Source organism: Stenotrophomonas sp. YJH_SMC_37 (genome assembly GCF_059370035.1).
Genome location: NZ_JCAFTG010000001.1, coordinates 378,284 through 403,888 on the forward strand (window position 1 = coordinate 378,284; position 25,605 = coordinate 403,888).

21 protein-coding genes and 1 pseudogene are annotated in these 25,605 nt (G+C 66.0%); 15 read left to right on the forward strand and 7 right to left on the reverse strand.

Annotated features, from left to right (window positions below):
• The first annotated feature begins 72 nt into the window (after positions 1–72).
• Complete coding sequence (bamA, locus tag AC5P8J_RS01885) at positions 73–2,436, forward strand: outer membrane protein assembly factor BamA (RefSeq protein WP_019659128.1); 2,364 nt, start codon at positions 73–75, stop codon at positions 2,434–2,436.
• Between the two features lie 411 nt (positions 2,437–2,847).
• On the opposite strand, the gene AC5P8J_RS01890 is transcribed toward bamA, so the two are convergent.
• On the reverse strand, positions 2,848–3,390 hold the full coding sequence (locus tag AC5P8J_RS01890) for a hypothetical protein (protein ID WP_478437983.1): 543 nt from the start codon (positions 3,388–3,390) through the stop codon (positions 2,848–2,850).
• Positions 3,391–4,139: 749 nt separating this feature from the next.
• Here AC5P8J_RS01890 and lpxD point away from each other — a divergent pair.
• From lpxD to AC5P8J_RS01930, 8 genes are all read left to right on the forward strand, one after another.
• Entirely contained in the window at positions 4,140–5,162 is a 1,023-nt protein-coding gene (gene lpxD / locus AC5P8J_RS01895) for a UDP-3-O-(3-hydroxymyristoyl)glucosamine N-acyltransferase (RefSeq protein WP_021203673.1), read from the forward strand.
• Positions 5,159–5,617 carry a 3-hydroxyacyl-ACP dehydratase FabZ gene (gene fabZ, locus AC5P8J_RS01900; protein ID WP_005415845.1) on the forward strand — a complete coding sequence of 153 codons (459 nt, stop codon included), beginning with the start codon at positions 5,159–5,161 and terminating at the stop codon, positions 5,615–5,617. The genes lpxD and fabZ overlap by 4 nt, the downstream gene beginning before the upstream one ends.
• Before the next feature lie 16 nt (positions 5,618–5,633).
• Entirely contained in the window at positions 5,634–6,425 is a 792-nt protein-coding gene (lpxA, locus tag AC5P8J_RS01905) for an acyl-ACP--UDP-N-acetylglucosamine O-acyltransferase (protein ID WP_005415844.1), read from the forward strand.
• A 53-nt stretch (positions 6,426–6,478) separates the two neighbouring features.
• A complete protein-coding gene (gene lpxB, locus AC5P8J_RS01910; RefSeq protein ID WP_245151410.1) occupies positions 6,479–7,681 on the forward strand; it encodes a lipid-A-disaccharide synthase in 1,203 nt (400 codons plus the stop codon).
• Positions 7,678–8,337 (forward strand): ribonuclease HII, encoded by a 660-nt coding sequence (rnhB, locus tag AC5P8J_RS01915; protein ID WP_021203671.1) that lies wholly within the window; start codon positions 7,678–7,680, stop codon positions 8,335–8,337. Before lpxB ends, rnhB begins: the two co-directional genes overlap by 4 nt.
• A 236-nt stretch (positions 8,338–8,573) precedes the next feature.
• Positions 8,574–12,164, forward strand: coding sequence for a DNA polymerase III subunit alpha (dnaE, locus tag AC5P8J_RS01920; protein WP_021203670.1), 3,591 nt, complete (start codon positions 8,574–8,576; stop codon positions 12,162–12,164).
• A gap of 55 nt (positions 12,165–12,219) precedes the next feature.
• The gene (locus AC5P8J_RS01925; protein ID WP_021203669.1) at positions 12,220–13,089 is read left to right on the forward strand and encodes a hypothetical protein; all 870 of its coding nucleotides are present in this window, start codon (positions 12,220–12,222) and stop codon (positions 13,087–13,089) included.
• 113 nt (positions 13,090–13,202) lie between these two features.
• Positions 13,203–14,162, forward strand: a complete 960-nt coding sequence (locus AC5P8J_RS01930) for an acetyl-CoA carboxylase carboxyltransferase subunit alpha (protein ID WP_019659134.1) — start codon at positions 13,203–13,205, stop codon at positions 14,160–14,162.
• 284 nt (positions 14,163–14,446) lie between these two features.
• Here AC5P8J_RS01930 and AC5P8J_RS01935 read toward each other — a convergent pair whose 3' ends face one another.
• Positions 14,447–14,902 carry a CopD family protein gene (locus AC5P8J_RS01935; protein ID WP_021203668.1) on the reverse strand — a complete coding sequence of 152 codons (456 nt, stop codon included), beginning with the start codon at positions 14,900–14,902 and terminating at the stop codon, positions 14,447–14,449.
• A 149-nt stretch (positions 14,903–15,051) separates the two neighbouring features.
• Here AC5P8J_RS01935 and AC5P8J_RS01940 point away from each other — a divergent pair, with 149 nt between their 5' ends.
• The gene (locus tag AC5P8J_RS01940; RefSeq protein ID WP_019659136.1) at positions 15,052–15,642 is read left to right on the forward strand and encodes a class I SAM-dependent DNA methyltransferase; all 591 of its coding nucleotides are present in this window, start codon (positions 15,052–15,054) and stop codon (positions 15,640–15,642) included.
• A gap of 93 nt (positions 15,643–15,735) precedes the next feature.
• Positions 15,736–16,966: pseudogene (locus tag AC5P8J_RS01945) on the forward strand (polyhydroxyalkanoate depolymerase); the annotation flags it as partial.
• A 183-nt stretch (positions 16,967–17,149) separates the two neighbouring features.
• Here the strand turns inward: AC5P8J_RS01945 and AC5P8J_RS01950 are convergent.
• Entirely contained in the window at positions 17,150–18,139 is a 990-nt protein-coding gene (locus tag AC5P8J_RS01950) for a sensor domain-containing protein (RefSeq protein ID WP_494540022.1), read from the reverse strand.
• Positions 18,136–18,501, reverse strand: coding sequence for a PadR family transcriptional regulator (locus AC5P8J_RS01955; protein WP_021203665.1), 366 nt, complete (start codon positions 18,499–18,501; stop codon positions 18,136–18,138). Before AC5P8J_RS01955 ends, AC5P8J_RS01950 begins: the two co-directional genes overlap by 4 nt.
• Positions 18,502–18,637: 136 nt before the next feature.
• Here AC5P8J_RS01955 and AC5P8J_RS01960 point away from each other — a divergent pair, with 136 nt between their 5' ends.
• On the forward strand, positions 18,638–19,540 hold the full coding sequence (locus tag AC5P8J_RS01960) for a peptidylprolyl isomerase (RefSeq protein ID WP_459389606.1): 903 nt from the start codon (positions 18,638–18,640) through the stop codon (positions 19,538–19,540).
• 581 nt (positions 19,541–20,121) lie between these two features.
• On the opposite strand, the gene AC5P8J_RS01965 is transcribed toward AC5P8J_RS01960, so the two are convergent.
• Positions 20,122–20,994 (reverse strand): DMT family transporter, encoded by an 873-nt coding sequence (locus AC5P8J_RS01965; RefSeq protein WP_329859100.1) that lies wholly within the window; start codon positions 20,992–20,994, stop codon positions 20,122–20,124.
• Between the two features lie 115 nt (positions 20,995–21,109).
• Here AC5P8J_RS01965 and AC5P8J_RS01970 point away from each other — a divergent pair, with 115 nt between their 5' ends.
• Both AC5P8J_RS01970 and AC5P8J_RS01975 read left to right on the forward strand, forming a co-directional pair.
• The gene (locus tag AC5P8J_RS01970) at positions 21,110–22,054 is read left to right on the forward strand and encodes a LysR substrate-binding domain-containing protein (protein ID WP_111098966.1); all 945 of its coding nucleotides are present in this window, start codon (positions 21,110–21,112) and stop codon (positions 22,052–22,054) included.
• A 68-nt stretch (positions 22,055–22,122) separates the two neighbouring features.
• Positions 22,123–22,416 (forward strand): hypothetical protein, encoded by a 294-nt coding sequence (locus AC5P8J_RS01975; protein ID WP_021203661.1) that lies wholly within the window; start codon positions 22,123–22,125, stop codon positions 22,414–22,416.
• A gap of 31 nt (positions 22,417–22,447) precedes the next feature.
• Here AC5P8J_RS01975 and AC5P8J_RS01980 read toward each other — a convergent pair whose 3' ends face one another.
• Both AC5P8J_RS01980 and AC5P8J_RS01985 read right to left on the reverse strand, forming a co-directional pair.
• A complete protein-coding gene (locus tag AC5P8J_RS01980) occupies positions 22,448–23,227 on the reverse strand; it encodes a DUF4349 domain-containing protein (protein ID WP_111099023.1) in 780 nt (259 codons plus the stop codon).
• 32 nt (positions 23,228–23,259) lie between these two features.
• A complete protein-coding gene (locus AC5P8J_RS01985; RefSeq protein WP_227854136.1) occupies positions 23,260–23,616 on the reverse strand; it encodes a GFA family protein in 357 nt (118 codons plus the stop codon).
• 112 nt (positions 23,617–23,728) lie between these two features.
• On the opposite strand from AC5P8J_RS01985, the gene AC5P8J_RS01990 reads away from it, so the two are divergent.
• Complete coding sequence (locus AC5P8J_RS01990; RefSeq protein ID WP_494540021.1) at positions 23,729–25,537, forward strand: DUF885 domain-containing protein; 1,809 nt, start codon at positions 23,729–23,731, stop codon at positions 25,535–25,537.
• Positions 25,538–25,605 lie beyond the last annotated feature (68 nt).

The window sequence follows — 25,605 nt, forward strand, 5'->3', positions numbered from 1 at the left end:
TTTTCCACGTTGTTGCCGTCTACAGCGTCGGCATCCCGCACCAATGAAATCGACCTTCCTACCGGACGTGACATGACGCGACTCCCCAATCGCCGCCTGCTGGCCCTCGCCCTTGCCGCCGTCACCGGCGCCCCCGCCCTGGCCCAGGCAGCCGAGCCCTTCACTGTCAGCGACATCCGCGTCGACGGCCTGCAGCGCATCAGCTCGGGCACGGTGTTCACCTACCTGCCGGTGGAACGTGGCGAGACGGTCACCGACAGCAAGGTCGGCGAGACGATCCGCGCCCTGTACAAGACCGGCTTCTTCGAGGATGTGCAGCTGGACCGACAGGGCAGCATCCTGGTAGTGACCGTCAAGGAACGCCCGGCGATCAACAAGCTGACCGTGACCGGCAACAAGGACATCAAGTCCGAGCAGCTGCTCAAGGGCCTGTCCGACATCGGCCTGACCGAGGGCGGCACCTTTGATCGGCTGAGCCTGGACCGCGTGACCCAGGAACTTCGCCGCCAGTACAACGACCGCGGCAAGTACAACGTCGAGATCACCCCCACGGTGAGCCCGCTGGACCGCAACCGCGTGGACATCGCCATCGCCATCAAGGAAGGCAAGGCGGCCAAGATCCGCCACGTCAACCTGGTGGGCACCGAAAAGTTCGAGAGCAAGGACATCCTGGAAACCTGGGAGTCCAAGGAGCACAACTGGGCGTCCTGGTACCGCCGTGACGACCAGTACTCCAAGGAAAAGCTGTCCGGCGACCTGGAAAAGCTCAATTCCTGGTACCTGGACCGCGGCTATGTCGACTTCAGCATCGATTCGACCCAGGTGTCGATCAGCCCCGACAAGCGCGACATGTTCCTCACCGCCGGCGTGACCGAAGGTGCGCAGTACAAGATCTCCGAGATCAAGGTCAGCGGCGACACCATCCTCCCGCAGGAGGACGTCGAGCGCATGGTGATCCAGAAGTCCGGCGATACGTTCTCGCGTGCGCTGCTGGAGTTCAGCTCGGACACCATCACCAATTCGCTGTCCAACATCGGCTACGCGTTCGCCAAGGTGAACCCGATCCCGACCACCAACCGCGCCGAGCAGACCGTGGCGATCAACATGCAGGTCGTGCCCGGCCCGCGCGTGTCGGTGCGTCGCATCCTGTTCCGCGGGAACACGCGTACGTCCGACGAAGTGATGCGTCGCGAAATGCGCCAGTTCGAGAACAGCTGGTACTCGCAGGCCGCGATCGATCGTTCCAAGATCCGCCTGCAGCGCTTGGGCTACTTCGAATCGGTGGACGTCGAGACCCCGGCCGTCAGCGGCAGCAACGACCAGGTCGACGTCGTCTACAACGTCAAGGAAACCACCTCGGGCAGCTTCGTGTTCGGCCTGGGTTACTCGCAGTCCTACGGCATGACCACGTCGGTGCAGCTGTCGCAGAACAACTTCCTCGGCGGCGGCAACCGCGTGTCGGTCGAAGCCTCGCGCAGCAGCTACCTGCAGCGCTACGGTTTCAGCTACACCAACCCGTACTTCACCGATGACGGCGTGTCGCTGGGCTACAACCTGTCCTGGCGCGAACTGGATTACTCCGACTTCAACACCGCGCAGTACAACAGCACCAACGGTGCCGCGCAGGTGGTGTTCGGCGTGCCGCTGACCGAGACCGACACCGTCTCGCTGATGTTCGGCATCGACAGCAACCAGATCACCACCTACGAAGGCTCGACCCCGCAGTCGATCATCGACTACATCAACGCCGTCGGTAAGCGCACCTTCCATGCCTGGCGCACCGAGCTGGGCTGGGCGCGCGACTCGCGCAACGACTACTTCATGCCGACCCGCGGTACCTACCAGCGCGTGGGCCTGGAAACCACGCTGCCGGGTTCGACCATCGAGTACTACAAGCTGAACTACCAGATCAGCAAGTACTGGCCGATCATGCCGTCGCTGGTGATCAACACCCGCGCCGAAATCGGCTACGGTGATGCGTACGGCAAGGACTACACCCGTACGCTGACCAATCCGGATGGCACCACCCGCACCGTCACCGCCAGCGGCCTGCCGTTCTTCGAGAACTTCTACGCCGGTGGTACCAACTCGGTACGCGGCTTCGAGGACAACACACTCGGCCCGCGCGAAGTTACCCGCGGCTACCCAGAAGGCCAGCCGCTGGGTGGCTCGCTGAAGACCGTCGGCTCGGTGGAGGCCTACTTCCCGCGCCTGTTCGACAGCCCGTCGGCGCGCGTGTCCGCCTTCGTCGACTTCGGCAACGTGTATACCGGCGTGGACAACTTCAAGGCCAACGAGCTGCGCGTATCCACCGGTGTGGCCCTGCTGTGGCGCGCCCCGGTCGGCCCGATCTCGATCAGCTACGCCTTCCCGCTGAAGAAGGAAGACGATGACAAGATCGAACGCCTGCAATTCACGTTCGGTGGGCAGTTCTGACGAACCGTGAGGCGGTTCGCCAGAACTGCCCCCGCATTCCACCTATCCCCCGCGCCGCTGGCGCCCCCCCTCAACAAAGGGGGGCTCTCCATCAGACGGGGTGCGAAGCGCCGGGCTCTGCCCGGCGTTTTCGCGTCAGCAGAACCGAGCCCATGCTCGGCCCGTGCCCAACTTCTCGCCGGGGGCCACCCGAAGCCGTGTTGTTGAGGGCACGACTGGTCATCGAGGCCACGGCATGCAACAACATAGCTGTTGGCGATCGTCATCAGCTGCTTATCACGCCGCTTTGGTACTCAGGCATTCTCATTTCGCGGCGCCTCCCGCTGCCACGCGCCCAACACACTGTGACTCAGAATCCGGGCCTGATGTTCCAGCCCGTAATCCGCGACCAGAAAGCTGAGCGCCGCCCTTTCACTTGAACACGTAGCCTAGAGTTCCATCCAGGAAAGCGCCGGTTCCTTCACAATCAGCCCTCAGGGTATCGAAGTGGCGCATCTTCTTGCCCCACCAGAACGAGCAACGATAGAGTGGAACACTGCCGGGATATTGAATTCCCGAGATATATCCGATGTTCCAGTCGCCAGGAATTATCACACCTCCAATCCCCGGCTCGCACCCGGGATCGGCGGACGTAAAATAATTCCATGGATGTGGGCCAACGCAACTCCGAATGAGAACACCGCCTTCGAACGGCGTAGAAGAAACATACCCAAACGCATCCTCAAGCTCCCAGCCGATATCCTCCCAGTTTTCTGGCCAGTAGTGATGCGTAACATGAGTCGCCGTCTCATCACGCTTCATTCTAAATATGAGTCGCGGATTGAAGCCGGGGGGCATCTGACTGGACTGCTTCGTTGCAATTGGGTTACTCACCTTCAATGGCACATCCGCATCCAGGGCCGTCACTGAACCCGCAACAATCATGGCAAAAATACCTGCTACGAAACGCCTCATCTTTCACCTCATGCATTCTGCGAGCCCATCGCCCGCCAACCCATGCTATTTAAGTAAATACGCAGAAAAACATGACAGCGTTTGTACTATCAGAAATACCAATGACGCATTTAACTCAAGAATCAACCCAGCCTGACAATTGTCGCCAATGGCGACATCCCCTCAAGTGAATTGCACAGCCCCCCCCCCGAAGGCCAATGGATATTCCGGAATTGGATTATCCTATTGACCTTTCCTGTTCTCAGTGCATTTTCAACAGTGCAATGCGTAGCAGACTCAATGATCCGGCCATTAGTGCATCCAGCTTCGCCTGAAGAGGAAAGCCGGGGCAGAGAGACCGCGCTCAGCTTGTAACACCGCGCACGTTGCGTCCTGCACGCAACTGCTCGTTGCTTGCGTCGCCCGACAAAGATGCACTCTGGGCTAGCCATCTTGAACTGCCGGACCTTCGTTGAGTCGCCGAAGGCACCATACGGTCGTTAATGAAGTGGCTGTTGGGGCCCGCTTCGGCGTGGGAGATCACTCCAGCAACCGGTAGCGGGCCGATGGGCGGAAGCGTGGGCAGTACAGGCGCAGAACCATGGGACATGGTTGTCAGAGGGCCTGTCTTCGCGACCGGCGCTTCCCGGCAGGTTATCAGGAAGCCGTGGCCGTTGTAGCCCGGTTGCCCCCAAGTCCTGGACAGCACAAAGACCATCTCGAAGCCCCCCCCGCATGACCGCAATGGCGTCACACGTTAAACTCCCGCCGTGAATACTCCCACCTACACCGCCCAGCAACTCGCCGAGCAGTTCGGCCTGCAGGTCCATGGCGACCCCGCCACCGCCATCCATGGCGTGGCCACCCTCGCCCATGCCGGTCCTGGCCAGCTGACCTTCCTTGCCAACCCGCGCTACCGCGCCCAGCTGGCCGACAGCCAGGCCTCGCTGGTGGTGCTGCGTGCCGAAGACGCCGAGTCCGCTCCCGGCGCCGCGCTCGTCGCCAAGGACCCGTACACCACCTTCGCCAAGATCGCCGCGCTGTTCGACATCGCGCCGACCCGTCCGCCGGGCATCCACCCCAGCGCGGTGATCGACCCCAGTGCCCAGGTTGCGGCCAGCGCGCACATCGGTCCGTTCGTCTCGGTCGGTGCGCGCAGCGTGGTCGGCGAGAACTGCATCATCGGCGCCGGCAGCGTGATCGGCGAGGACTGCAGCCTGGATTCCGGCTGTGAGCTGATCGCCCGGGTCACCCTGGTCACCCGGGTCCGGCTGGGCAAGCGCGTGCGCGTGCATCCCGGTGCCGTGCTCGGCGCCGACGGCTTTGGCCTGGCGATGGACGCCGGCAAGTGGATCAAGGTGCCGCAGCTCGGCGGCGTGCGCATCGGCGACGATTGCGAAATCGGCGCCAACACCTGCGTCGACCGTGGCGCGCTGGAAGACACCGTGCTGGACGAAGACGTACGCCTGGACAACCTGGTGCAGATCGCGCACAACGTGCAGATCGGTGCGCATTCGGCCATCGCCGGTTGCACCGGCATCGCCGGCAGCGCCAAGATCGGCCGCTATTGCCTGCTCGGCGGCCACGTCGGCGTTGTCGGCCACCTGGAGATCTGCGACAAGGTCGTGATCACCGGCAAGTCGGTGGTCCGCAATTCCATCCATGAGCCGGGCGAGTACTCATCCGGCACCCCGTTGACCGACAACCGTACGTGGCGCAAGAACGCCGCGCGTTTCAAGCAGCTGGACGCATTGGCTCGCCGCGTCCTGGCTGCTGGCAAGGAGAAAGAATGAACGATTCGCTGCAGCTTCCGATCGACGTCTGCCAGATCCAGGAACTGCTTCCACACCGCTACCCGTTCCTGCTGGTGGACCGGGTGCTTGAACTCGACGTCGAGGCCAAGCGGATCCTGGCGCAGAAGAACGTCAGCATCAACGAGCCGTTCTTCCAGGGCCACTTCCCGGGCCGCCCGATCATGCCCGGCGTACTGATCATCGAAGCGCTGGCGCAGGCCGGCGGCGTGATGACCCAGCTCACGCTTGGCCGCGATGCGCAGTCCAAGCTGTTCTACATGGTCAAGGTGGAAAACGCCCGCTTCAACAAGCAGGTCGTCCCCGGCGACGTGCTGATGCTGGACGTGCAGATGAAGCGCCTGATCCGCAATATGGGCTGGTACTACGGCGAAGCCAAGGTCAACGGCGAAGTCGTCGCGTCGGCCGAGGTCATGTGTGCCGGCGCCAAGGGCTGATCCACTGGAGGCAGCAATGACTGACAACGCACCGCGGATCCACCCCACCGCCGTCATCGACCCGGCCGCACGCCTGGCCGACGATGTCCAGGTGGGCGCCTTCACCCTGATCGGCCCCGACGTTGAAATCGGTGCCGGTACGGTGGTGGGCCCCCATTGCAGCATCCACGGCCCGACCCGGATCGGCCGCGACAACCGCTTCGTCGGCCATGCCGCGATCGGTGGCGAGCCGCAGGACAAGAAGTTCGGCGGCGAGCGCACCGAACTGGTGATCGGCGACCGCAACGTGTTCCGCGAGTTCGTCACCCTGAACCGTGGCACCGGCGGCGGCGGCGGCATCACCACCATCGGCAACGACAACTGGATGCTGGCCTACACGCACGTGGCGCACGACTGCCATGTCGGCAATTTCTGCGTGTTCTCCAACAACACCACCCTGGCCGGCCATGTGACCGTGGGCGACTACGTGATCATCAGCGGCTTCGCCGGTGCCCACCAGTTCTGCCGCATCGGCGCGCATGCCTTCCTCGGCATGGGCGCGCTGACCAATGGTGACGTACCGCCGTTCACCATGGTCGGTACTGATTCGCTGGGACGCCCGCGCGGCATCAACAGCGAAGGCCTGAAGCGACGTGGCTTCGACGCTGACCGCATTTCGGCCATCAAGCGTGCCTACCGCACGCTGTACGTGGCGGGCCTGCCGCTGGCAGAGGCCAAGGTGCAGCTGACCGAGCAGGCGCGTGACAGCGACGACGTGAAGGCGATGCTGGACTTCATCGAGCACGCAGAGAGGCCCCTGCTGCGATGAGCAGCACGACCGGCCAGGCGCCGGCCGGCGCCGCAGTGATCCCGCTGGCCTCGATGACCGGCAGCGTCCCCGCGCAACGGGTGCTCAGCGAGCGCCCGTTGCGGATCGCGCTGGTGGCCGGCGAGGCCTCCGGCGATCTGCTCGGTGCGGGCCTGGTCCGCGAACTGAAAGCGCGCTTCCCGAATGCCGAGTTCGCCGGCATCGGTGGCGACGCCATGCGCAGCGCGGGCTGCCAGACCTGGCACGATGCCAGCGAGCTGGCGGTGATGGGCCTGACCGAAGTGCTGCGCCACCTGCCGCGCCTGCTCAAGCTGCGTTCGGCGTTCCGCCAGCGTGCGCTTGACTGGCAGCCGGACGCGTTCATCGGCATCGACGCCCCCGACTTCAACCTGGGTATCGAGCGTTGGCTGAAGCAGCGTGGCGTGCGCACCGTGCATTACGTCAGTCCCTCGGTCTGGGCCTGGCGCGAAAAGCGCGCCGAGAAGATCGGCAGCAGCGCCGACCTGGTGCTGTGCCTGTTCCCGATGGAGCCACCGATCTATGCCAGGCACGGCATCGACGCGCGCTTCGTCGGCCACCCGATGGCCGATGACATTCCGCTGCAGGGCAATCGCGAGGAAGCACGCGCCGCGCTCGGACTGCCGGCCTCGGCCAAGGTGCTGGCAGTGTTGCCGGGCAGCCGCCTGGGCGAGATCTCGCGCCTGGGCGAACCGTTCTTCGAAGCCGCCTGGCAGGTCTCCGAACGCATTCCGGGCCTGCATGTGGTGGTGCCTGCCGCCAACCCGGCCTGCAGGGAACTGATCGAGGAACAGCTGTCGCGCTCGGCGCTGCCGGTGGCCTATTCGCATGTGCTGGATGGCCAGGCGCGCAACGCGATGATCGCCGCCGACGTGGTGGTGCTGGCCTCCGGTACCGCGACCCTGGAGGCCATGCTGGTGAAGCGGCCGATGGTGGTCGGTTACCGCGTCAACGAACTGACCTATCGACTGGTGAAGGCGCTCGGCCTGATCAAGGTCGACCGCTTCGCCCTGCCCAACATCCTGGCCGGGCAGGACCTGGCACCGGAACTGATGCAGCACGACTGCACGCCGGACAAGCTGGCCGCGGCCATCCAGCAGTGGTTCGACCACCCGCAGCGGGTGACCGATCTGCAGGATGCCTACGTGCGCCTGCACGAGCGGCTGCGCCGCAACGCCTCGGCGCGTGCCGCCGACGCCGTTGGCGAACTGCTGATGCGCGACCAGGCACAGGCATGAGCCGCCGTCACGCCGCCGCAGCCAGCCTGACCCTGTTCGACGGTGCGCCCGTGGTCGAGCCGGAGCGCCTGGTCGCTGGCGTCGACGAGGCAGGCCGTGGCCCACTGGCCGGGCCGGTCGCGGTGGCAGCGGTGGTGTTCGACCCGTCGCGACCACGGATCAACGGCCTGGATGACTCCAAGCAGCTGACCGCGGCCCGCCGCGAGCAGCTGCATGACCGCATCATCGAGCGCGCCCTGGCCTGGCATGTGGTGCTGGTGGACGTGGACACCATCGACCGCCTGAACATCTACCAGGCCACCCTGCAGGGCATGCGTGACGTCGTTGCAGCGGTCGCCCATGTGGCCGGCTTCGCGCGCATCGACGGCAACGTGGTGCCCAAGGGCCTGGCACTGCCGGCGCAGGCGCTGGTCGGCGGCGATGGCATCGACCGCGCGATCATGGCCGCCTCGATCCTGGCCAAGGTCTCGCGCGACCGCTACATGCAGGAGGTGCATGCCCGCCATCCGAAGTACGGCTTCGAACAGCACAAGGGCTACGGCACCCCGGCCCACCTGGCCGCCCTGCGCGAGCACGGCCCCTGCATGGAGCACCGCCGCAGCTTCGCTCCGGTGCGTGAGTGTCTGGACCTGACGCAGGCGGCGGCCATCGCCTGAGCCAGCTGGAGTTGTAGTGCCGAGCCCATGCTCGGCTGCTGTGGACAGCCGAGCATGGGCTCGGCTCTAAGAAGGCGGCCTCCGGCACGCCTGAATCCGGCGCCACGCCGTGCCCCTGTCAAGCCTTGTGGCAACCCCCTGCCCTCGCTACCCTGACCGGGCATTCCAGCGCTTCCCGACCCCGGCGACGAACCTCCGTCAGCACCCGGGGCCCGCGCGCTCCAACCTGGTCCGGCATGTCCAACTCCCGCTTCGTACATCTCCACGTCCACACCGAGTTCTCGCTGGCGGACTCCACCATCCGTGTGCCGGCCAAGCCGGACCAGGCGGACCCGAAGAAGGCCAAGCAGGCCAACCTGCTGTCGCGCTCGGTCGAGCTCGGCCTGCCGGCGCTGGCGGTGACCGACCTCAACAACCTGTTCGCCCTGGTCAAGTTCTACAAGGCCGCCGAAGGCGTGGGCATCAAGCCGATCGCCGGTGCCGACGTGCTGATCGCCGAGGAAGGCCAGGACCCGTGGCGGATGACCCTGCTGTGCCGTGATCGCGAAGGCTACCTGAGCCTGTCGCGGCTGCTGACCCGCGCCTGGATGGAAGGCCATCGCCCCGAAGGCGGCGTAGCCATCCACCCGGACTGGCTGAAGGCCGGCAACGCCAACCTGTTCGCGCTGGCCGGCCGGCAGAGCCTGGCCGGACGCCTGGCGCTGGACGGCAAGCATGAGCTGGCCGAGCAGCAGCTGGCCGACTGGCAACGGGTGTTCGGCGATGGCCTGCACCTGGAGCTGACCCGCACCGGCCGCGAGGGCGAGGAAACCTTCAACCAGTTCGCGCTGATGGCTGCGGGCCAGCGTGGCCTGCCGGTGGTGGCCAGCAATGACGTGCGCTTCCTGTCGCCCTCCGATTTCAGCGCGCATGAGGCGCGCGTGTGCATTTCCACCGGCCGCGTGCTGGACGATCCCAAGCGTCCGCGCGAGTACAGCGACCAGCAGTACCTAAAGTCGGCCGAGGAGATGTGCGCGCTGTTCGCCGACATCCCCGACGCGATCGACAACACGCTGGCGCTGGCCGAGCGCTGCAACATCGAGATGCGGCTGGGCACCTACTTCCTGCCCAACTACCCGGTGCCCGACGACGAAACGCTGGATACCTGGATCCAGAAGATGTCGCGCGAGGGCCTGGAAGAGCGCCTGGAGAAGAATCCGCTGGCGCCGGGCAAGACCCGGGAAGAGTACTTCGAACGCCTGGAGTTCGAGCTCAACACCATCATCAAGATGGGCTTCCCCGGCTACTTCCTGATCGTGGCCGACTTCATCCAATGGGGCAAGAACCAGGGCATTCCGATCGGCCCCGGCCGCGGCTCGGGTGCCGGTTCACTGGTGGCGTGGGCGCTGAAGATCACCGACCTGGATCCGCTGCCGTACAACCTGCTGTTCGAGCGCTTCCTCAATCCGGAACGCGTGTCGATGCCCGACTTCGACATCGACTTCTGCATGGACCGCCGCGACGAGGTGATCGACTACGTCGCGCGCAAGTATGGGCGCGAGCGCGTCAGCCAGATCATCACCTACGGCACCATGGCCGCCAAGGCGGTGGTGCGCGACTCCGGCCGCGTGCTCGGGTTCCCGTACGGCCTGGTCGACGGCGTTTCCAAGTTGATCCCGAACATCCTGGGTATCCACCTGAAGGATGCGCTGGGCAAGGGCAAGGAAGGCCCGAGCTCGGAAATGGCGTCGCCGGAACTGATCCAGCGCTACGAGACCGAGGACGATGTCCGCGACCTGATCGACCTGGCGCTGCAGCTGGAAGACCTGACCCGCAACGCCGGCAAGCACGCCGGCGGCGTGGTGATCGGGCCCGAGCCGCTGAGCGAGTTCTGCCCGCTGTATGCGGAACACGACGAAAATGGGCTCGGCAAGAACCCGGTCACCCAGTTCGACAAGAACGACGTGGAAGAAGTGGGCCTGGTGAAGTTCGACTTCCTCGGCCTGCGCACGCTGACCATCATCGACTGGGCGGTGAAGGCGATCAACAAGCGCCACGAACGCGCGGGCATTCCGCCGGTCGACATTGCCGCGATCCCGCTCGACGATGCGCCCACCTACAAGGACATCTTCGCCAACGGCAACACCGGCGCGGTGTTCCAGTTCGAATCCTCGGGCATGCGCCGCCTGCTGAAGGACGCGCGCCCCGACCGTTTCGAAGACCTGATCGCGCTGGTGTCGCTGTACCGCCCTGGCCCGATGGACCTGATTCCTTCGTTCAACGCGCGCAAGCACGGCCAGGAAGAAATCATCTATCCCGATCCGCGCACCGAAGCGATCCTGAAGGACACCTACGGCATCATGGTGTACCAGGAGCAGGTGATGCAGATGGCGCAGATCGTCGGCGGCTACTCGCTGGGCGGCGCCGACCTGCTGCGCCGCGCGATGGGCAAGAAGGTGCCGGCGGAAATGGCCAAGCACCGTGAGATCTTCCGCGAAGGTGCGGCCAAGGGCGGCGTCGATGGCCCCAAGGCCGACGAGATCTTCGACCTGATGGAGAAGTTCGCCGGCTATGGCTTCAACAAGTCACACGCCGCTGCATACGCACTGGTCAGCTACCAGACCGCGTGGCTGAAGCGCCATTATCCGGCCGAATTCATGGCGGCCACGCTGTCTTCGGACCTGGACAACACCGACAAGGTGGTCGGCTTCCTCGACGAGGTGCGCAACCTCGGCCTGACCGTGCTGCCGCCGAAGGTGAACCAGTCGGCCTTCATGTTCGAAGCGGTCACCCCGGACACGATCCAGTACGGCCTGGGCGCGATCAAGGGCGTGGGCCAGGGCGCCTGCGAAGCGGTGGTCGAGGAACGACTGAAGGGCGGCCCGTTCAAGGACCTGCTGGACTTCTGCACCCGCGTCGGCTCGGCCAAGCTCAACCGGCGCACGCTGGAAGCGATGATCAACTGCGGTGCGCTCGATGAGCTCGGCCGCAACCGTGCCTCGCTGATGCTGCAGTTGCCGGAAGTGATCAAGGCCACTGATCAGATGGCACGCGAGCGTGCGTCCGGACAGAACTCGCTGTTTGGCGGGCCCGACCCGAGCACCGTTTCGATCCAGCTGGACCTGCCAGAAGCCGAAGAATGGCCGTTGCTGCAGCGCCTCAACGGCGAGCGCGACACGCTGGGCTTCTACCTCAGCGGCCACCCGTTCGATCCCTGGCGCGACGATGTGCGCGATCTGGTAGGCAACGACCTGGGTTCGGTGGAGAAAATCTGGAGCGCCAACAGCGGTGGCGGCGGTGGCGGCGAGAAGCGATGGCGCCCGGAGGTGCAGACCGTGCTGGCAGGCCAGGTGGTCGGCGTGCGCCGCAAGGGCGAAAGCCAGATCTTCATCCAGCTGGAGGATGGCCGCGGCCGCGTCGAGTGCAGTGCGTTCTCCGATGCAATGGCCGAGTTCGGCCACCTGATGACCAAGGACCGCATCCTGGTGGTCAAGGGCGGCCTGCGCGAGGACGAGTTCAACGGTGGCTACGCGCTGCGCATCCGCCAATGCTGGGACTTCGACGAAGTCTGCGCCAACTACGCCACGCGGCTGTCGCTGCGCCTGGACCTGCGCCAGCAGCGCCCGGTCTGGGAGCGCATCAATGCCCTGCTCGACCGCCATCGCCCGGGGCGCACGCCGCTGCGCCTGGACCTGCTGCTGAAGGGCCCGCACGGCGGTGTCGCCGGCATGCTCGATGTCTCCGGGCAGAGCGCGGTACGCATCGATTCCAAGCTGATGGAGGCGCTGCGCGCCGACCCGGCCGTACGCACGCTGAAGGTGCGCTACAGCCCGCCGTGGGCCAGCTGAGGCTGGCTCCTTCGTGTTCCTGTTTTCCCGTTCCAACCATCAAGGACGATTGCCCATGAAGACCCTGCTGTTTCCGTTCGTTGCCGCACTGGCACTGGCCGCCTGCTCGCCGTCGAAGATCGAGTTCCAGATCGACAACCCGACCGACGCGCCACTGGCGCTGAGCATCGACGGCCAGGACGTGCCAGTGGCCGCGCACGGCTCGCGCCCGATCTCGCTCGCCATTGGCGAACATCGCCTGCACACCGACGCGCTTGGCGACGTGCGCTTCATCGTCTACGTCGACGGTCGTGGCGGCCTGATCAACCCGACCCTGAGCGAGTACGTGATTGCTCGCGAGGTCTATGTCACCGACGAGAGCAAGCTGAAGAATTTCGGCGTCGGCAACAACGGGATCGAACTGGGCGGGGTCAACTTCGAAGGCCCCTTCGAGAAGCGCCACGACCTGTTCATCGACAAGACCTGGACCTACGGCGTGCGCGAACCCTTCCCCAAGGAAAAGGTGGTCGCCCACGTCGATTCCAGCGGCGGCCAGATCGTGGCCAAGGTGTTCACGGCCCCGGATTTCATCGCCTACGTCGAAGAAGGCATGGGCGAACCCGGTGCATTCAAGCGCCAACAGCCGGCCGGCTACGTGGCCCCGGCATTCAGCCTGGAACCGGCCCCGGCCAGCCTGCCGGCACTGGACCCCGCCTTCGAGGCGCACGCCGCGCCGCTGCGCGAGGTCTATGCGCGCTGGCTGAAGGCCACCACCGCCGATGAACAGAAGGCCCTGCGCAAGCAGGACTTCGACGCGCAGATGGCCTTCACCTCGGCCACCGCCACCCTGGGCAGCGGCCTGGGCCGGGAGGCCAACGAGGCCTACAACGACTTCGTTTCCCAGCGCAGCCAGTTGATGGGCCGCAGCGCCCTGGTGGTGCCCTGAGCTGACTGGCGCCGCCTGCCCGGCTGCGTTACCGTCGCCTTCCAGACGAAGGCGTACGGGTGGTTTGCACGCATTCGGCTAGAATTGCCCCCTTCTTTACACGACGGCTTCCGATGAATCCGAACTACCTCGACTTCGAGCAACCCATCGCCGACCTGGAAGCCAAGATCCAGGAACTGCGCAACGCCAGTGCCGGGCCGGCGGTCAATGTCGAGGCGGAAGTGCACGCGCTGCAGGACAAGCTGCGCATGCGCACCGCGCAGATCTTCCGCAACCTGACCTCGTGGCAGGTGCTGCAGTTGGCCCGGCACCCATCGCGTCCGTACACCGCCGACTACATCCGCGTCATGTTCGATGAGTTCCAGGAGCTGGCCGGTGACCGCGCCTTCGCTGACGACAAGGCGATCATGGGCGGCCTGGCCCGCATCAATGGCCGCGCGGTAATGGTGATCGGCCACCAGAAGGGCCGCGACACCAAGGAAAAGATCAAGCGCAACTTCGGCATGCCCAAGCCGGAGGGCTATCGCAAGGCACTGCGCCTGATGAAGATGGCAGAGCGCTTCGGCCTGCCGGTGCTGACCCTGATCGACACCGCCGGCGCCTGGCCGGGCATCGACGCCGAGTCGCGCGGCCAGTCCGAAGCGATCGCGCGCAACCTGATCGAGATGGCCGAGCTGAAGGTGCCGATCATCTGCACCGTGATCGGTGAAGGCGGCTCCGGCGGTGCGTTGGCACTGGGTGTGGGCGACCGCACCGTGATGCTGGAATACGCGGTGTACTCGACCATCACGCCGGAAGGCTGCGCCTCGATCCTGTGGAAGGACGCCGGCAAGGCCAAGGAAGCGGCCGAACAACTGGGCCTGACTGCCCCGCGCCTGAAGAGCCTGGGCCTGGTCGACAAGGTCGTGCGCGAGCCGACCGGTGGCGCCCACCGCAACCCGACCCAGATGGCCAAGCGCCTGAAGGCCGTGCTGCTGAACGAGCTGGACGCGCTGGACAAGCTGTCCACCGAACAGCTGCTGGAACAGCGCTACACGCGCCTGCGCAGCTACGGCACGTACGAGGCAGCCTGATTCATCGGCTTGTTAATTTCTTGCTCGTGCAAGAAAGTAACCAAAGAACACGCCGCCGAACGCGAACCGGTGCTGTGCACCGGTTCCCTGCGCTTGTCGGTGAATCAGGGGACGGCGCCGAACTCGCTGCGCTCAGACATCGGCGCCTCTTCGCCCCTGTTTCACCTGCGATGCTCGGCTCTCTCATGGCGGACCTGGACATCAAAAGCCACAGCTGCACCCAGTAGATCCACGCCATGCGTGGATGCATCTGTGCGATGCGCCGCGCGCGCAGCGCGCCCCGTTCAGAACGGCTTGGCCAGCACCAGCCACACGATCGGAATGAACGCCAGCAGCGGGATCTCGTTGATCCAGCGCAGCGCGCGCGACGACGGCAGCGCCCGGCCCTTGGCCACGCCCTTGAGCAGGCGGCCGATCCAGCCGAAGTACACCAGCAGCACCACCACCAGCCCCAGCTTGGCGTGCAGCCAGCCGGCAGCTCCCGGAGCCACCATGGTCGGGAAATCGGGGATGACCTTGTAGCCCAGCCACAGCACCAGGCCGAGCAGGAACGCCAGGCCGAACATCGAGTGGCCGAAGCGGTACAGGCGCAGGCCCATCAGCTGCAGGCGCTCGCTCACCGCCGGCTGGCCCGCGGTCTCGGCCAGGTTCACCAGGATGCGCGGCAGGTAGAACACCGTGGCCATCCACGCCACCACGAACACGATGTGGAAGGTCTTGACCCAGTAGTAGCTCTGCATGCGCTCGCTCCGGCGGCTGGCGTAGGTTGGCGGCCATTCTCGCATGCCGTGGCGAAGCCGCCGCAGGCACGCCCGCCGCGACACATCGACGCATGGCGCGCCGCAACACCGTACGATAGGCGCCGTTTTCCCCGATCGCGCACCGCCCCATGGACAAGACCTACGACGCCGCCTACTTCCAACGCTGGTACCGCCGTGCCGACATCGGCGGCAGCGCCCGCCTGGCGCGCAAGGTTGCGTTGGCCGTGGCCAGCGCCGAGTACTACCTGGAGCGGCCGATCCGCAGCGTGCTGGATATCGGCTGCGGTGAAGGCGCCTGGCGCGCGCCGCTGCTGAAGCTGCGTCCGAAGGTCGAATATCTCGGCTTCGACAGCAGCGAGTACGCTGTGCGCCGCTACGGCAGGACCCGCAACCTGCACCTGGCCGCCTTCGGTGATTTCGCCTGGCTGCGGCCCTGCGCCCCGGTCGACCTGCTGGTGTGCTCGGACGTGATGCACTACGTGCCCGACCGTGAACTGCGCGCCGGCCTGGCCGGGGTGGCCGAGCTGACCGGTGGCGTGGCCTTCCTGGAGACCTTCGCCGCCGAGGATGAATTCGACGGCGACCACGAGGGCTTCCACGCCCGCCCGGCGCGCTGGTACCGCCGCACGCTGGCCCGGCACGGCCTGCAGCCGGTGGGGTCGCACTGCTGGCTCGGCCCCGCCCTGGCAGGCGATGCCGCCGCGCTGGAACGGATGTGAATCCGGATTCATTATTTTCAGGCAACTTAACCTGCGGGACACCCGGATGGGATATGCTGCGCGGCAACATATGACCATACATATTCGGTCGTCATGCTCTATCAACTGCACGAACTGACCCGTAACCTGCTTGCCCCATGGGTGCACCAGGCCCAGGCCAACGCCAAGTTCTTCGCCAACCCGGGCCACTGGTGGTCGCAGATGCCGGGGGCCGATCGCCTGGCGGCGGTCAACGAGTTGTTCCATCGCATCGGCAAGGATTACGAGAAGCCCGAGTGGGGCATCAACGAAATCGAGGTCGAAGGCGAGCGCGTGCCGATCGTCGTGCACGAGGAAGTAAGCAAGCCGTTCTGCAAGCTGCTGCGCTTCAAGCGCCACAGCAATGAAGCCGACCAGCTGCACACCATGCTCAACCAGCCGTTCGTGCTGGTGGTGGCACCGCTGTCCGGCCACCATGCCACGCTGCTGCGCGATACCGTGCGCACGCTGCTGCGCGACCACCGCGTGTACGTCACCGACTGGGTTGACGCGCGCATGGTACCGGCCAGCGAAGGCGAGTTCGGCCTGGACGACTACATCGCCTATATCCAGGAGTTCATCCGCCACCTGGGTGTCGAGCGCCTGCACGTGGTCAGCGTGTGCCAGCCCACCGTGCCGGTGCTGGCCGCGGTTTCACTGATGGCCAGCCGTGGCGAGCCGACGCCGCGCACGCTGGTGATGATGGGCGGCCCGATCGATGCGCGCTGCAGCCCGACCGCAGTGAACAACCTGGCCACGCAGAACCCGCTGTCGTGGTTCGAGAACAACGTCATCCACACCGTGCCGGCCAGTTACCCCGGCGCCGGCCGCCGCGTGTATCCGGGCTTCCTGCAGCACGCCGGCTTCCTGTCGATGAACCCGAGCCGCCACTTCAGCTCGCACTGGGATTTCTACACCGACCTGGTCAAGGGCGACCTGGAAGACGCCGACGCGCACCGTCGCTTCTACGACGAGTACAACGCGGTGCTGGACATGCCGGCCAAGTACTACCTGGACACCATCCGCGTGGTGTTCCAGGACTTCCTGCTGCCGCGTGGCGAGTGGGTGGTCAATGGCGAGAAGGTCGACCCGTCGGCGATCCGCGATACCGCGCTGCTGAGCATCGAGGGCGAACTGGACGACATCGCCGGCCTCGGCCAGACCGAAGCAGCGCAGGCGCTGTGCACCGGCATTGCTGCTGACCGCCGCGAGCATTTCATCGTCGAAGGCGCCGGCCACTACGGCATCTTCAGCGGCCGTCGCTGGCGCGAAGTGGTGTACCCGAAGGTACGCGACTTCTTCGCCGCGCATGCTGAAACCCCGGCGGCGAAGGCTACGAAGAAGAAGAGCAACGTCACCCTGTTGCGGCGAAAGGCGGGGTAACCAGGCCCTGGTAGATGCCAACCTTGGTTGGCGCTCTACCATGGATCCCGGCATCCGATCGATCGTGCCAACCAAGGTTGGCACCTACCGAAGCCTGGGCTCCCGCTTACAACCGCACCAGCAGGTTCTTGGCGATCAGACCATGCAGTTTGCCGATGCCGCGTGCCAGGTGCATGGTCAACAACAGCAGCAGTACGCCCACGGCGGCGATCACGATGCCCACCAGCGGCGAAGCGGCCATCGGCAACACGTTCACGCCATCGACGTACACGCCCGGAATGTCACCGCTGAACAGTGCGGCCACCGGTGCCCAGATGAACCCCAGGGACAGCGACAGCAACGTCACCGCGATGGTGAAGTAGACCACGCCGAGCGGCAGCATCAGCACGAAGTACAGCAGGGTCAGCCAGGTGCGGCCATCGGTGAACATGTCGCCGATGCGCTGCAGCCAGGTGCGGCTGCGGTCGGTGTAACGCGGGCGGCGCGGCATGCGTTCTCCCAGCAGCGCTTCCACCAGCCGTCCTTCCAGCAGCGCCAGCCCGCGCACCGAGCCGAAGAACAGCACGGTCAGCGGAATGCCCACGATCAGGATCAGCAGGCCCAGCGACAATGACAGGCCGGTCACCACCCAGGTGAAGAAGAAGATGCCGGTGGCCAGCGACAGCAGCATGTAGAACAGCGCACCGTAGGTGTGCGGATCGGTCACCACGCCGAAGACACGCGCCAGCAGCGAACGCTGCACCGGCGCCGGCGGCGGTGAGGCCGGCTCGACGCCACTGGCTTCGGCCACCGCACGCAGCACCGGTGCGGTATCCGCACGCGGCGTACGCAGCGCGCGGTTCACCGTCACTTCGGTCTCGCGGTAGATCTCGGCCACTTCGTCCGGCGCGCCATAGCTGCCGGCCACGTCGGCGATGACCTCGGCTTCGCTGCGGCCGGGCTGCGCGGCCAGCTCCGAGCGCAGGTACTCCTCGGCGTCGTACAGCGCGTCCTGCACCATCGCCGGATCGGCACCTTCCAGCGCCGCGCGCAGCTGCGCCAGGTATTGCGGGATGGTGGTCGGCAGGGCGCGGCCTGCCAGGCTCGGGTCGTTCATTGCGGTACCCCCTCCAACACGGAATCGACGGAATCGCGGGTGGCCTGCCAGGCCTGGCGCCATTGCGCCAGAACCTCGCGGCCACGTTCATTGATGCGGTAGTAGCGCCGGGGCGGACCACTGCTGGATGGCTCCACATGGCTTTCCAGCAGCCCGGCGCCCTCCAGGTTGCGCAGCACCGGGTACAGCGCGCTCTGCTTGCCGCTCAGCACGCCCTCGCCCACCCGCTCCAGCTCCTTGGCAATGAGATAGCCGTACAGCGGCTCCCCGGCCCGGGCCAGCACCGCCAGCAGGGCCAGCGACACGGTTCCGGCGCTGAGCTCCTTCTGGAACTTCTTCAGGTGGACATCGTCTTCGACCATGACCTGCCCTCCACTACGTTGAAGTCCACAGTAGTGCGAAGTTCGGTATAGCGAATGTGTCGTTAGTCACTCTGCCGGTTGGCGCGACTGCGCGGCTCGCGCAGAATTGAAGCCTCGTTCATGTTCCGGGGTTCCCATGCCGCACCGTCGTCGCCTTGCCCTGACCGCCCTCGCCCTGGCCTGCCTGCTGCCCTCGCTGGCCAGCGCTGCCGCCCCGTACCGCAGCCCGCAGCAGGTCCTCGACGCCTCGGCGGCCAGCGACTGGCGCACGCCGGACCCGGCCAACCTGCTGTACATGGACCTGCCGGCGGGGCGGGTGATCATCGAGCTGGCGCCGCAGTTCGCCCCCCGCCATGTCGCCAACATCCAGACCTTCGCCCACGAGCACTTCTGGGACGGCACCAGCATCTACCGCTCGCAGGACAACTTCGTGGTGCAGTTCGGCGATGCCGACGCCGATGACGCAGCCAAGGCCAAGCCGTTCGGCAGTGCCACGCGCAAGCTGCCGGCCGAGTTCGAGCGCGCCAGCGCCGGCCTGAAGGTCAGCGTGCTGCCGGACCGCGACGGCTGGGCCGCGCAGACCGGTTTCGTCGACGGCTTCCCGGTCGGCCAGGACCCGCAAGCCGGCAAGGCTTGGCTGGCGCACTGCTACGGGATGCTCGGCGCCGGCCGCAGTAACGAGGAAGACAGCAGCATCGGCGCCGAACTGTACGTGGTGACCGGCCAGTCACCGCGTCAGCTGGACCGCAACATCACGCTGGTGGGTCGCGTGTTGAAGGGCATGGAACTGCTCAGCGCGACCCGGCGCGGACCGGCGCCGATGGGCTTCTACACCGACCCGAAGCTGCGTACGCCGATCCTGTCGATCCGCCGTGCCAGCGACGTGCCGGCGGCCGAGCGCACGCCGATCCAGGTACTGCGTACCGACTCGAAGACCTTCGCCGATACGGTGGAGGCGCGGCGCAACCGCGTGGATGATTTCTACAAGCGCCCGGCCGGGCATATCGATCTGTGCAATATTCCGGTGCCGGTGCGGTAGGAGCCTGGCTTCCTGCACGTGGCGCGTGCTGAAGGTGCTTCACTGTTCATGGGCGTCACTTTTCTTTTCGCGCGAAAAGAAAAGTAACCAAAAGAAACGCGCCGCCAGGTCGCGAGCCGCCGTGCTTCGCACGTCGGTCCCCTGCGCTTCTCGGTGAATCAGGGGACGGTGCCGAACTCGCTGCGCTCAGACATCGGCACCTCTTCGCCCCTGATTCCCCTGCGATGCTCGGCTCGCTCAAGGCGGACTCAAGGTCAAGAGCCACAGCTGCACGACGATGTTTGGTAGTGCCGGGCCGGGCCCGGCGAGCGAAGCGACCGCTTTTGCCTTTGATCTTGGGTCCGCCTTGAGCGAGCCGAGCACCGCAGGTCCGGCGAGGGCGAAGAGGCGCGGGTGTTTGAGCGCAGCGAGTTCCCGCGCCGTCCCTCGACGGGCCGAGGAGCGCAGGGTACCGGTGCGCAGCACCGGCTCGCGGCCGGCGGAACGTTTCTTTTGGTTACTTTTCTTTGCGTACAAAGAAAAGTAACGCCCATGAACAATGAAGCACCTTCAGCACGCGCCACGCGCAAAACGCCAACGCCTCAGCCCTTCTGACTCACCGCCACGCTCCCCAGAATCAACGCCCCCGCCACCAGCATCTGTACCGTCACCGCCTCCCCCAGGAACAACCACGCAAACGCCGCACCGAACAACGGAATCAGGTAGGTCACCGTCGACGCACGCGACGGGCCGATACGGCCGATCAGGCGGTAGAACATCAGGAACGCCAGCCCGGTGCAGGCCACGCCGAGGGCGATCGCCGCGCCCCAGGCCCTGGCCGGAATCGCCGCCTGCGGCCAGTGGCTGACCGCCATCGGCAGCATCCACAGCGAGGCGCAGGACAGCGTTGCCGCCGCAGCGGCGGCCGACGGCAACCCGGTCATGTGCCGCTTCACCAGGTTCACGCCCAGGCCGTACAGCAGCGATGCCGCCGCACCGGCCAGCACTGCGGTGCCGATACTCAGGCCGGAAACCTTGGCCGTGGCCAGCACCACCACGCCGGCGAAGCCGACCAGCAGCGCCCCGGCACGGCGCATGCCGATCTTCTCGCCGAAGAACAGGAACGCGATCAGCGCGGCGAACAGCACCGTCATCGCATTGCAGATCGCACCGATCGCAGCCGGCGCCTGCTCGGCGGCATAGGCAAACAGCACGAACGGCAGCGCCGAATTGATCAGGCCGATCGGCGCCAGCCACAGCCAGCGCCGCGGCGGGAACTGCGCGCGGGCGCGCCACAGGAACGGCAGCAGCACCAGCGCACCCAGCACCAGCCGCACCTCGACCAGCGCGAACGGGCCGAACGACGGCACCGCCACCCGCATGAACAGGAACGAGCAGCCCCAGATGGCGCCCAGCAGGGTCAATTCCAGCGGCGTGCGCCAATCGCGCTCGGCCGCCTGTGGGACCGCATTCATGCCTTGCCTCCGTACATCGTCAATTCTTCGCCAAGGCGGACAGGATCAGGCGCAGACGCCCGCGGCACAAGCGCGTAGTATCGCTGCCAGCCACAAATATGGTTTGAGGCTCGACATGCTGCTACGCCCTTCCCTGCTACCCGCACTGGCCGTGTTCGCGGTCGCGGCGCGCCACCAGAACTTCGCCCAGGCCGCGCAGGAGCTGCACCTGACCGCCAGCGCGGTCAGCCACCACGTCCGCCGCCTGGAAGAAGTGCTGGAAGTACGGCTGTTCCTACGCCACGCCCGCGGCGTGCGCCTGACTGCCGAGGGCCGGCAACTGGCCGACGCTGCCAGCGCCGCCTTCACCGATGTCGCGGCCGTCGCCCATCACCTGCAGCCGGATGCCGACAGCGTGCCGCTGCGCATCACCACGCTGCGCTCGCTGTCCTACTGCTGGCTGCTGCCACGGCTGCCGCGCTTCACCCAGGCCTACCCGCACATCCGCATCGAGCTGCATACCGGCAGCGGGCTGGATCGCTATGACGACAACGGCCCGGAAGTGGGCATCCGCTACGGCCTGGGCCAATGGCCCGGCCTGCGTGCGCAGCACCTGATGGATGACTACCTGTTCCCGGTCGCCTCACCGGCACTGGCCGGCGTCGAAACGCTGGTCGATCCGGCGCGCATCGCCGACCTGCCGCTGCTGACCGACCTGTCGCCGCAGGGCTGGCGCGACTGGTTCCGCCACGCCGGCGTGCGCACGCCGTCGCCGCTGCCACCCATGCACACCTTCGCCGACAGCACCGACGCGATGCGTGCAGCGGTGTATGGCATGGGCGCGGTGCTGGCGCGCACCCACATCGCCCAGCCCTACCTGCAGCGCTACGAGGTGGTGCGCCTGCCCGGCCCGGCGCTGAAGGCGCGCTATGCGTATCACGTAGTGCATGCCGAAGGACAACCGCCCAGCCCGGCCGCACGCCTGTTCATCGACTGGCTGCTGGAGCAGGCGCAGGACGAACGCACACCGATTCCGGCATTGCCGGACAGCCTGCTCGGGCGCTCGGCCACGCCCACCTGACTTCGCCCTCACCCATTCTTTGCCCGATGCTGGCTAGGCTGCAGGCAACTCCACAACGTACCTACGCCATGGCCATGCTGCGACTGCGCATTACCGGAACCGAAGACGACGCCCGTGCCATCAGCGACCTGCTGCTCGGCCTGGATGGCATCGAGCATGTCGAGGAAACCGACGACCTGATGCCGCACATGGACGACGACGACTCCAGCTCGGCCGGGCTGTCCGATGACATCGGCCCGGGCATCCACGAGCTGGAAGTGGAAGTGGGCAATGAAAGCACCGCGCAGAAGGTGCGCGACGCCGTGCAGGATCTGGCGCTGGAACTGGATGTGTTCGTCGAGTACGAAACCGACGAGGGCTGATGCCGGCGGGCTGCCGGCATCAGCCTCGACCTCAGCGGTTGGGCGGCAGCTTGCGACGGTGGCGACGCCACCATGCGCGCACGCCCCAGGCTGCGACCAGGGCCAGCACCGCCACCGGCAGCAGCGCGGCAACAGCACGAATCAGGAACGCCACGCTGGTGCTGAGAATGCTGCCCGACTCGCTCAGCGCCTCGCCGATCTCACTTCGGCTGCGTTGGCCCGAAGTGGTCTCGAAGTGCAGCGTCACCAGCTGGGTATCGATGCGCCGGCGCTGCTGCGCGGCGTCCTTGTTGGCCTGCTCGACACCCGCCTCGATCTCTGACAGGCGCGTGGTGATCGCCATCAGATCTTCGATCTTCAGGTCCTTGCGGTCCTGGTAGGACAGCAGGCGGGCGTGCTCCTTTTCAAGCCGCGCTTTGGTCAATGCCGTGTCGGCCACCGCCTGCGCGAGATCCTCGGCGCGCGTATTGCGGGACTGCAGCTTGCCGCCTTCACCGGCCATCGCGATCAGCGGCTCGGCGCCCTTCGGCGCGATGCGCACCTTGACCTCACCGCTGGGTTGCTCGCCACTGCGCTGGTCGACCTGCAATACCGCGCAGTCGCCGAACTTCGCGCTCTGGCAGGCTTGGGCGATCTGCTGGATGCGCGGCGCGATCTTTGCCGCCTCCAGCTGCACCTGCACGTCATGTTCATAGGCGAGGAACGCACCTTCTGGCGACGCGACGGCCGCTTCGGCGGCCGGGGCGCCCGCATCCGCGGCCATGTCGCCCTGCTTGGCGCAGCCCGCCAATGCCAGCAGCACCACCGGCATCGCCAGGCTGCGCGTCCAGGCGCGCGCGCCCGTCACAGTGCGGCTCCGTCGTAGAAGGTCACCGAAAGGCCAGCCAGATCGACCTGCGGCACGCAGCGCACGTTCACCGCCACCATCGGTGTGCCGCTACGCGGATCGACCGCTTCGCTGTAGGGGGCGACGCCACATTCGCGGCAGTGGTGATGGTCGATGTGGGCCTTGTTGAAGTGGTAGGTGGCCACGTCAGCCGGATCGGTGGTCAGCTGGAACGCCGCACGCGGGGCGAACCACAGCAGGCTGCCGCGACGCCGGCACATCGAACAGTTGCAGTCGATGACGTCGCTGATCGGCGCCTCGGCCTGTACGGTGAATGCGATCCTGCCGCAATGGCAGCTTCCCTGGTATTCCATGTCCTGCGCTCCTTTGGAGGGTCCTTGAATCCGCCCATGGTAATCCTATGGCACGGGGACAAAGCAGCGACGGGGCCCTATGCTCAGGGTTTGACCCCGTACAGGAATGCCGATGCGCCCGCATCTTCTTGCCCTCGCCCTGGTCGCTGCGCTGGCCGGTTGCCAGCCGGCCGACGCCCCGACCAACGCTTCCACCCCGGCCGCCAGCCAGCAGGCCGGTGATGCGGCGGTCGATGCCGCCTTCGCCGATCTCTCCAAGCGCGCGCTGGATACTTGGATGCAGCTGTCGCCGGTCAGCGCCACCCAGATCGGTGACCACCGCTACGACAGCGAACTGGACGACCTCAGTGCCGCCGGCCAGCAGAAGACCGTGGCCGCCTACAAGGCGCTGCTGGGCGAGCTGGACAAGATCGACGTGGCCAAGCTGGGCCGCGAGAACCAGGTGGACGCGGCGATCCTGCGCAACCAGCTGCAGTCGGAAATCTGGAACGCCGAAGTGCTGCAGTCCGGCAAGTGGGACCCGCAGCTGTACAACGGCATCGCCGGCAGCGCGATCTACGGCCTGATGGCGCGCGAGTTCGCGCCACTGCCGGAGCGCCTGAAGTCGGCCACCGCGCGCATGGAAAAGCTGCCGGCGATCTTCGACCAGGCCCGCGAGAACCTGGATCCGGCGCGCGTGCCGAAGATCCACGCCGAGACGGTGGCCAAGCAGAACAAGGGCATCCTCAGCATCGTCGATACCTTCATCACCCCGCACATCGGTGAACTGCCGCAGGCCGACCAGCAGCGTCTGCAAGCGGCCATCGACGGCCTGAAGAAGGCGGTGGACGAGCAGCAGACCTGGCTGGACAAGACCCTGGTGCCGAACGCCAAGGGCGACTTCCGCATCGGTGCGGAAAAGTACGACCAGAAGCTGAAGTTCGCGCTCAGCTCCTCGCTGTCGCGCCAGGAGATCGGTGACCGTGCGCGCGCCGAACTCAAGCGTGTGCGCGAGGACATGTACGGCATCGCGCAGACCGTGCTGAAGGACAAGCCGGGTGCGCCGGAGATGCCGGCCCAGCCGACCGACGAGCAGCAGCAGAAGGCGATCGAAGCTGCGCTGGAACTGGCCTACGCCGACAAGCCGGCACGCGACAAGGTCGTCGACGATGCCAAGGCCGCGCTGGAGCAGTCCACCGCATTCGTGCGCGAGCACGACCTGATGACGCTGCCCGATGCGCCGGTGGACATCATCCTGATGCCGGAATTCCAACGTGGCGTGGCCGTGGCCTACTGCGATTCGCCGGGTCCGCTGGACAAGAACCTGAAGACCTTCTACGCCGTGTCGCCGATTCCGGACGACTGGAACGACAAGCAGGTCGACTCGTTCCTGCGTGAGTACAACTCGCGCATGATCCACCTGCTGAGCATCCACGAAGGCACCCCGGGCCATTACCTGGAGGGCTGGCATTCGGCCAAGTTCCCTTCCACCCTGCGTGCGGTGCTGCGTTCGGGCCTGTTCGCCGAAGGCTGGGCGGTCTACACCGAGCGCATGATGCAGGAGCAGGGTTACCTCAACAACGACCCGCTGTTCCACCTGGTGCAGCTGAAGTTCTACCTGCGCACGATCTCCAACGCGATCCTCGACCAGGGCGTGCACGTGGACAACTGGGATCGCGAGAAGGCGATGCACCTGATGACCCACGATGCGTTCCAGCAGGAGAGCGAGGCAGCGGGCAAGTGGGTGCGTGCACAGCTGACCTCGGCGCAGCTACCGACCTACTTTGTCGGTGCGCAGGAACACTTCGACACCCGCAAGGCGATGCAGGACAAGCTGGGCGACAAGTTCAACCTCAAGGCCTACCACGACCAGATGCTGTCCTACGGCGCACCGCCGGTGCGTTTCGCCCGCCAGCTGATGCTGGACCAGCCGATCAAGTGATCGCGCCGGTGTGAGCTGAATGATAACGGCCCGGGGAAAACCCGGGCCGTTTTCTGTTCTGGCGGTTG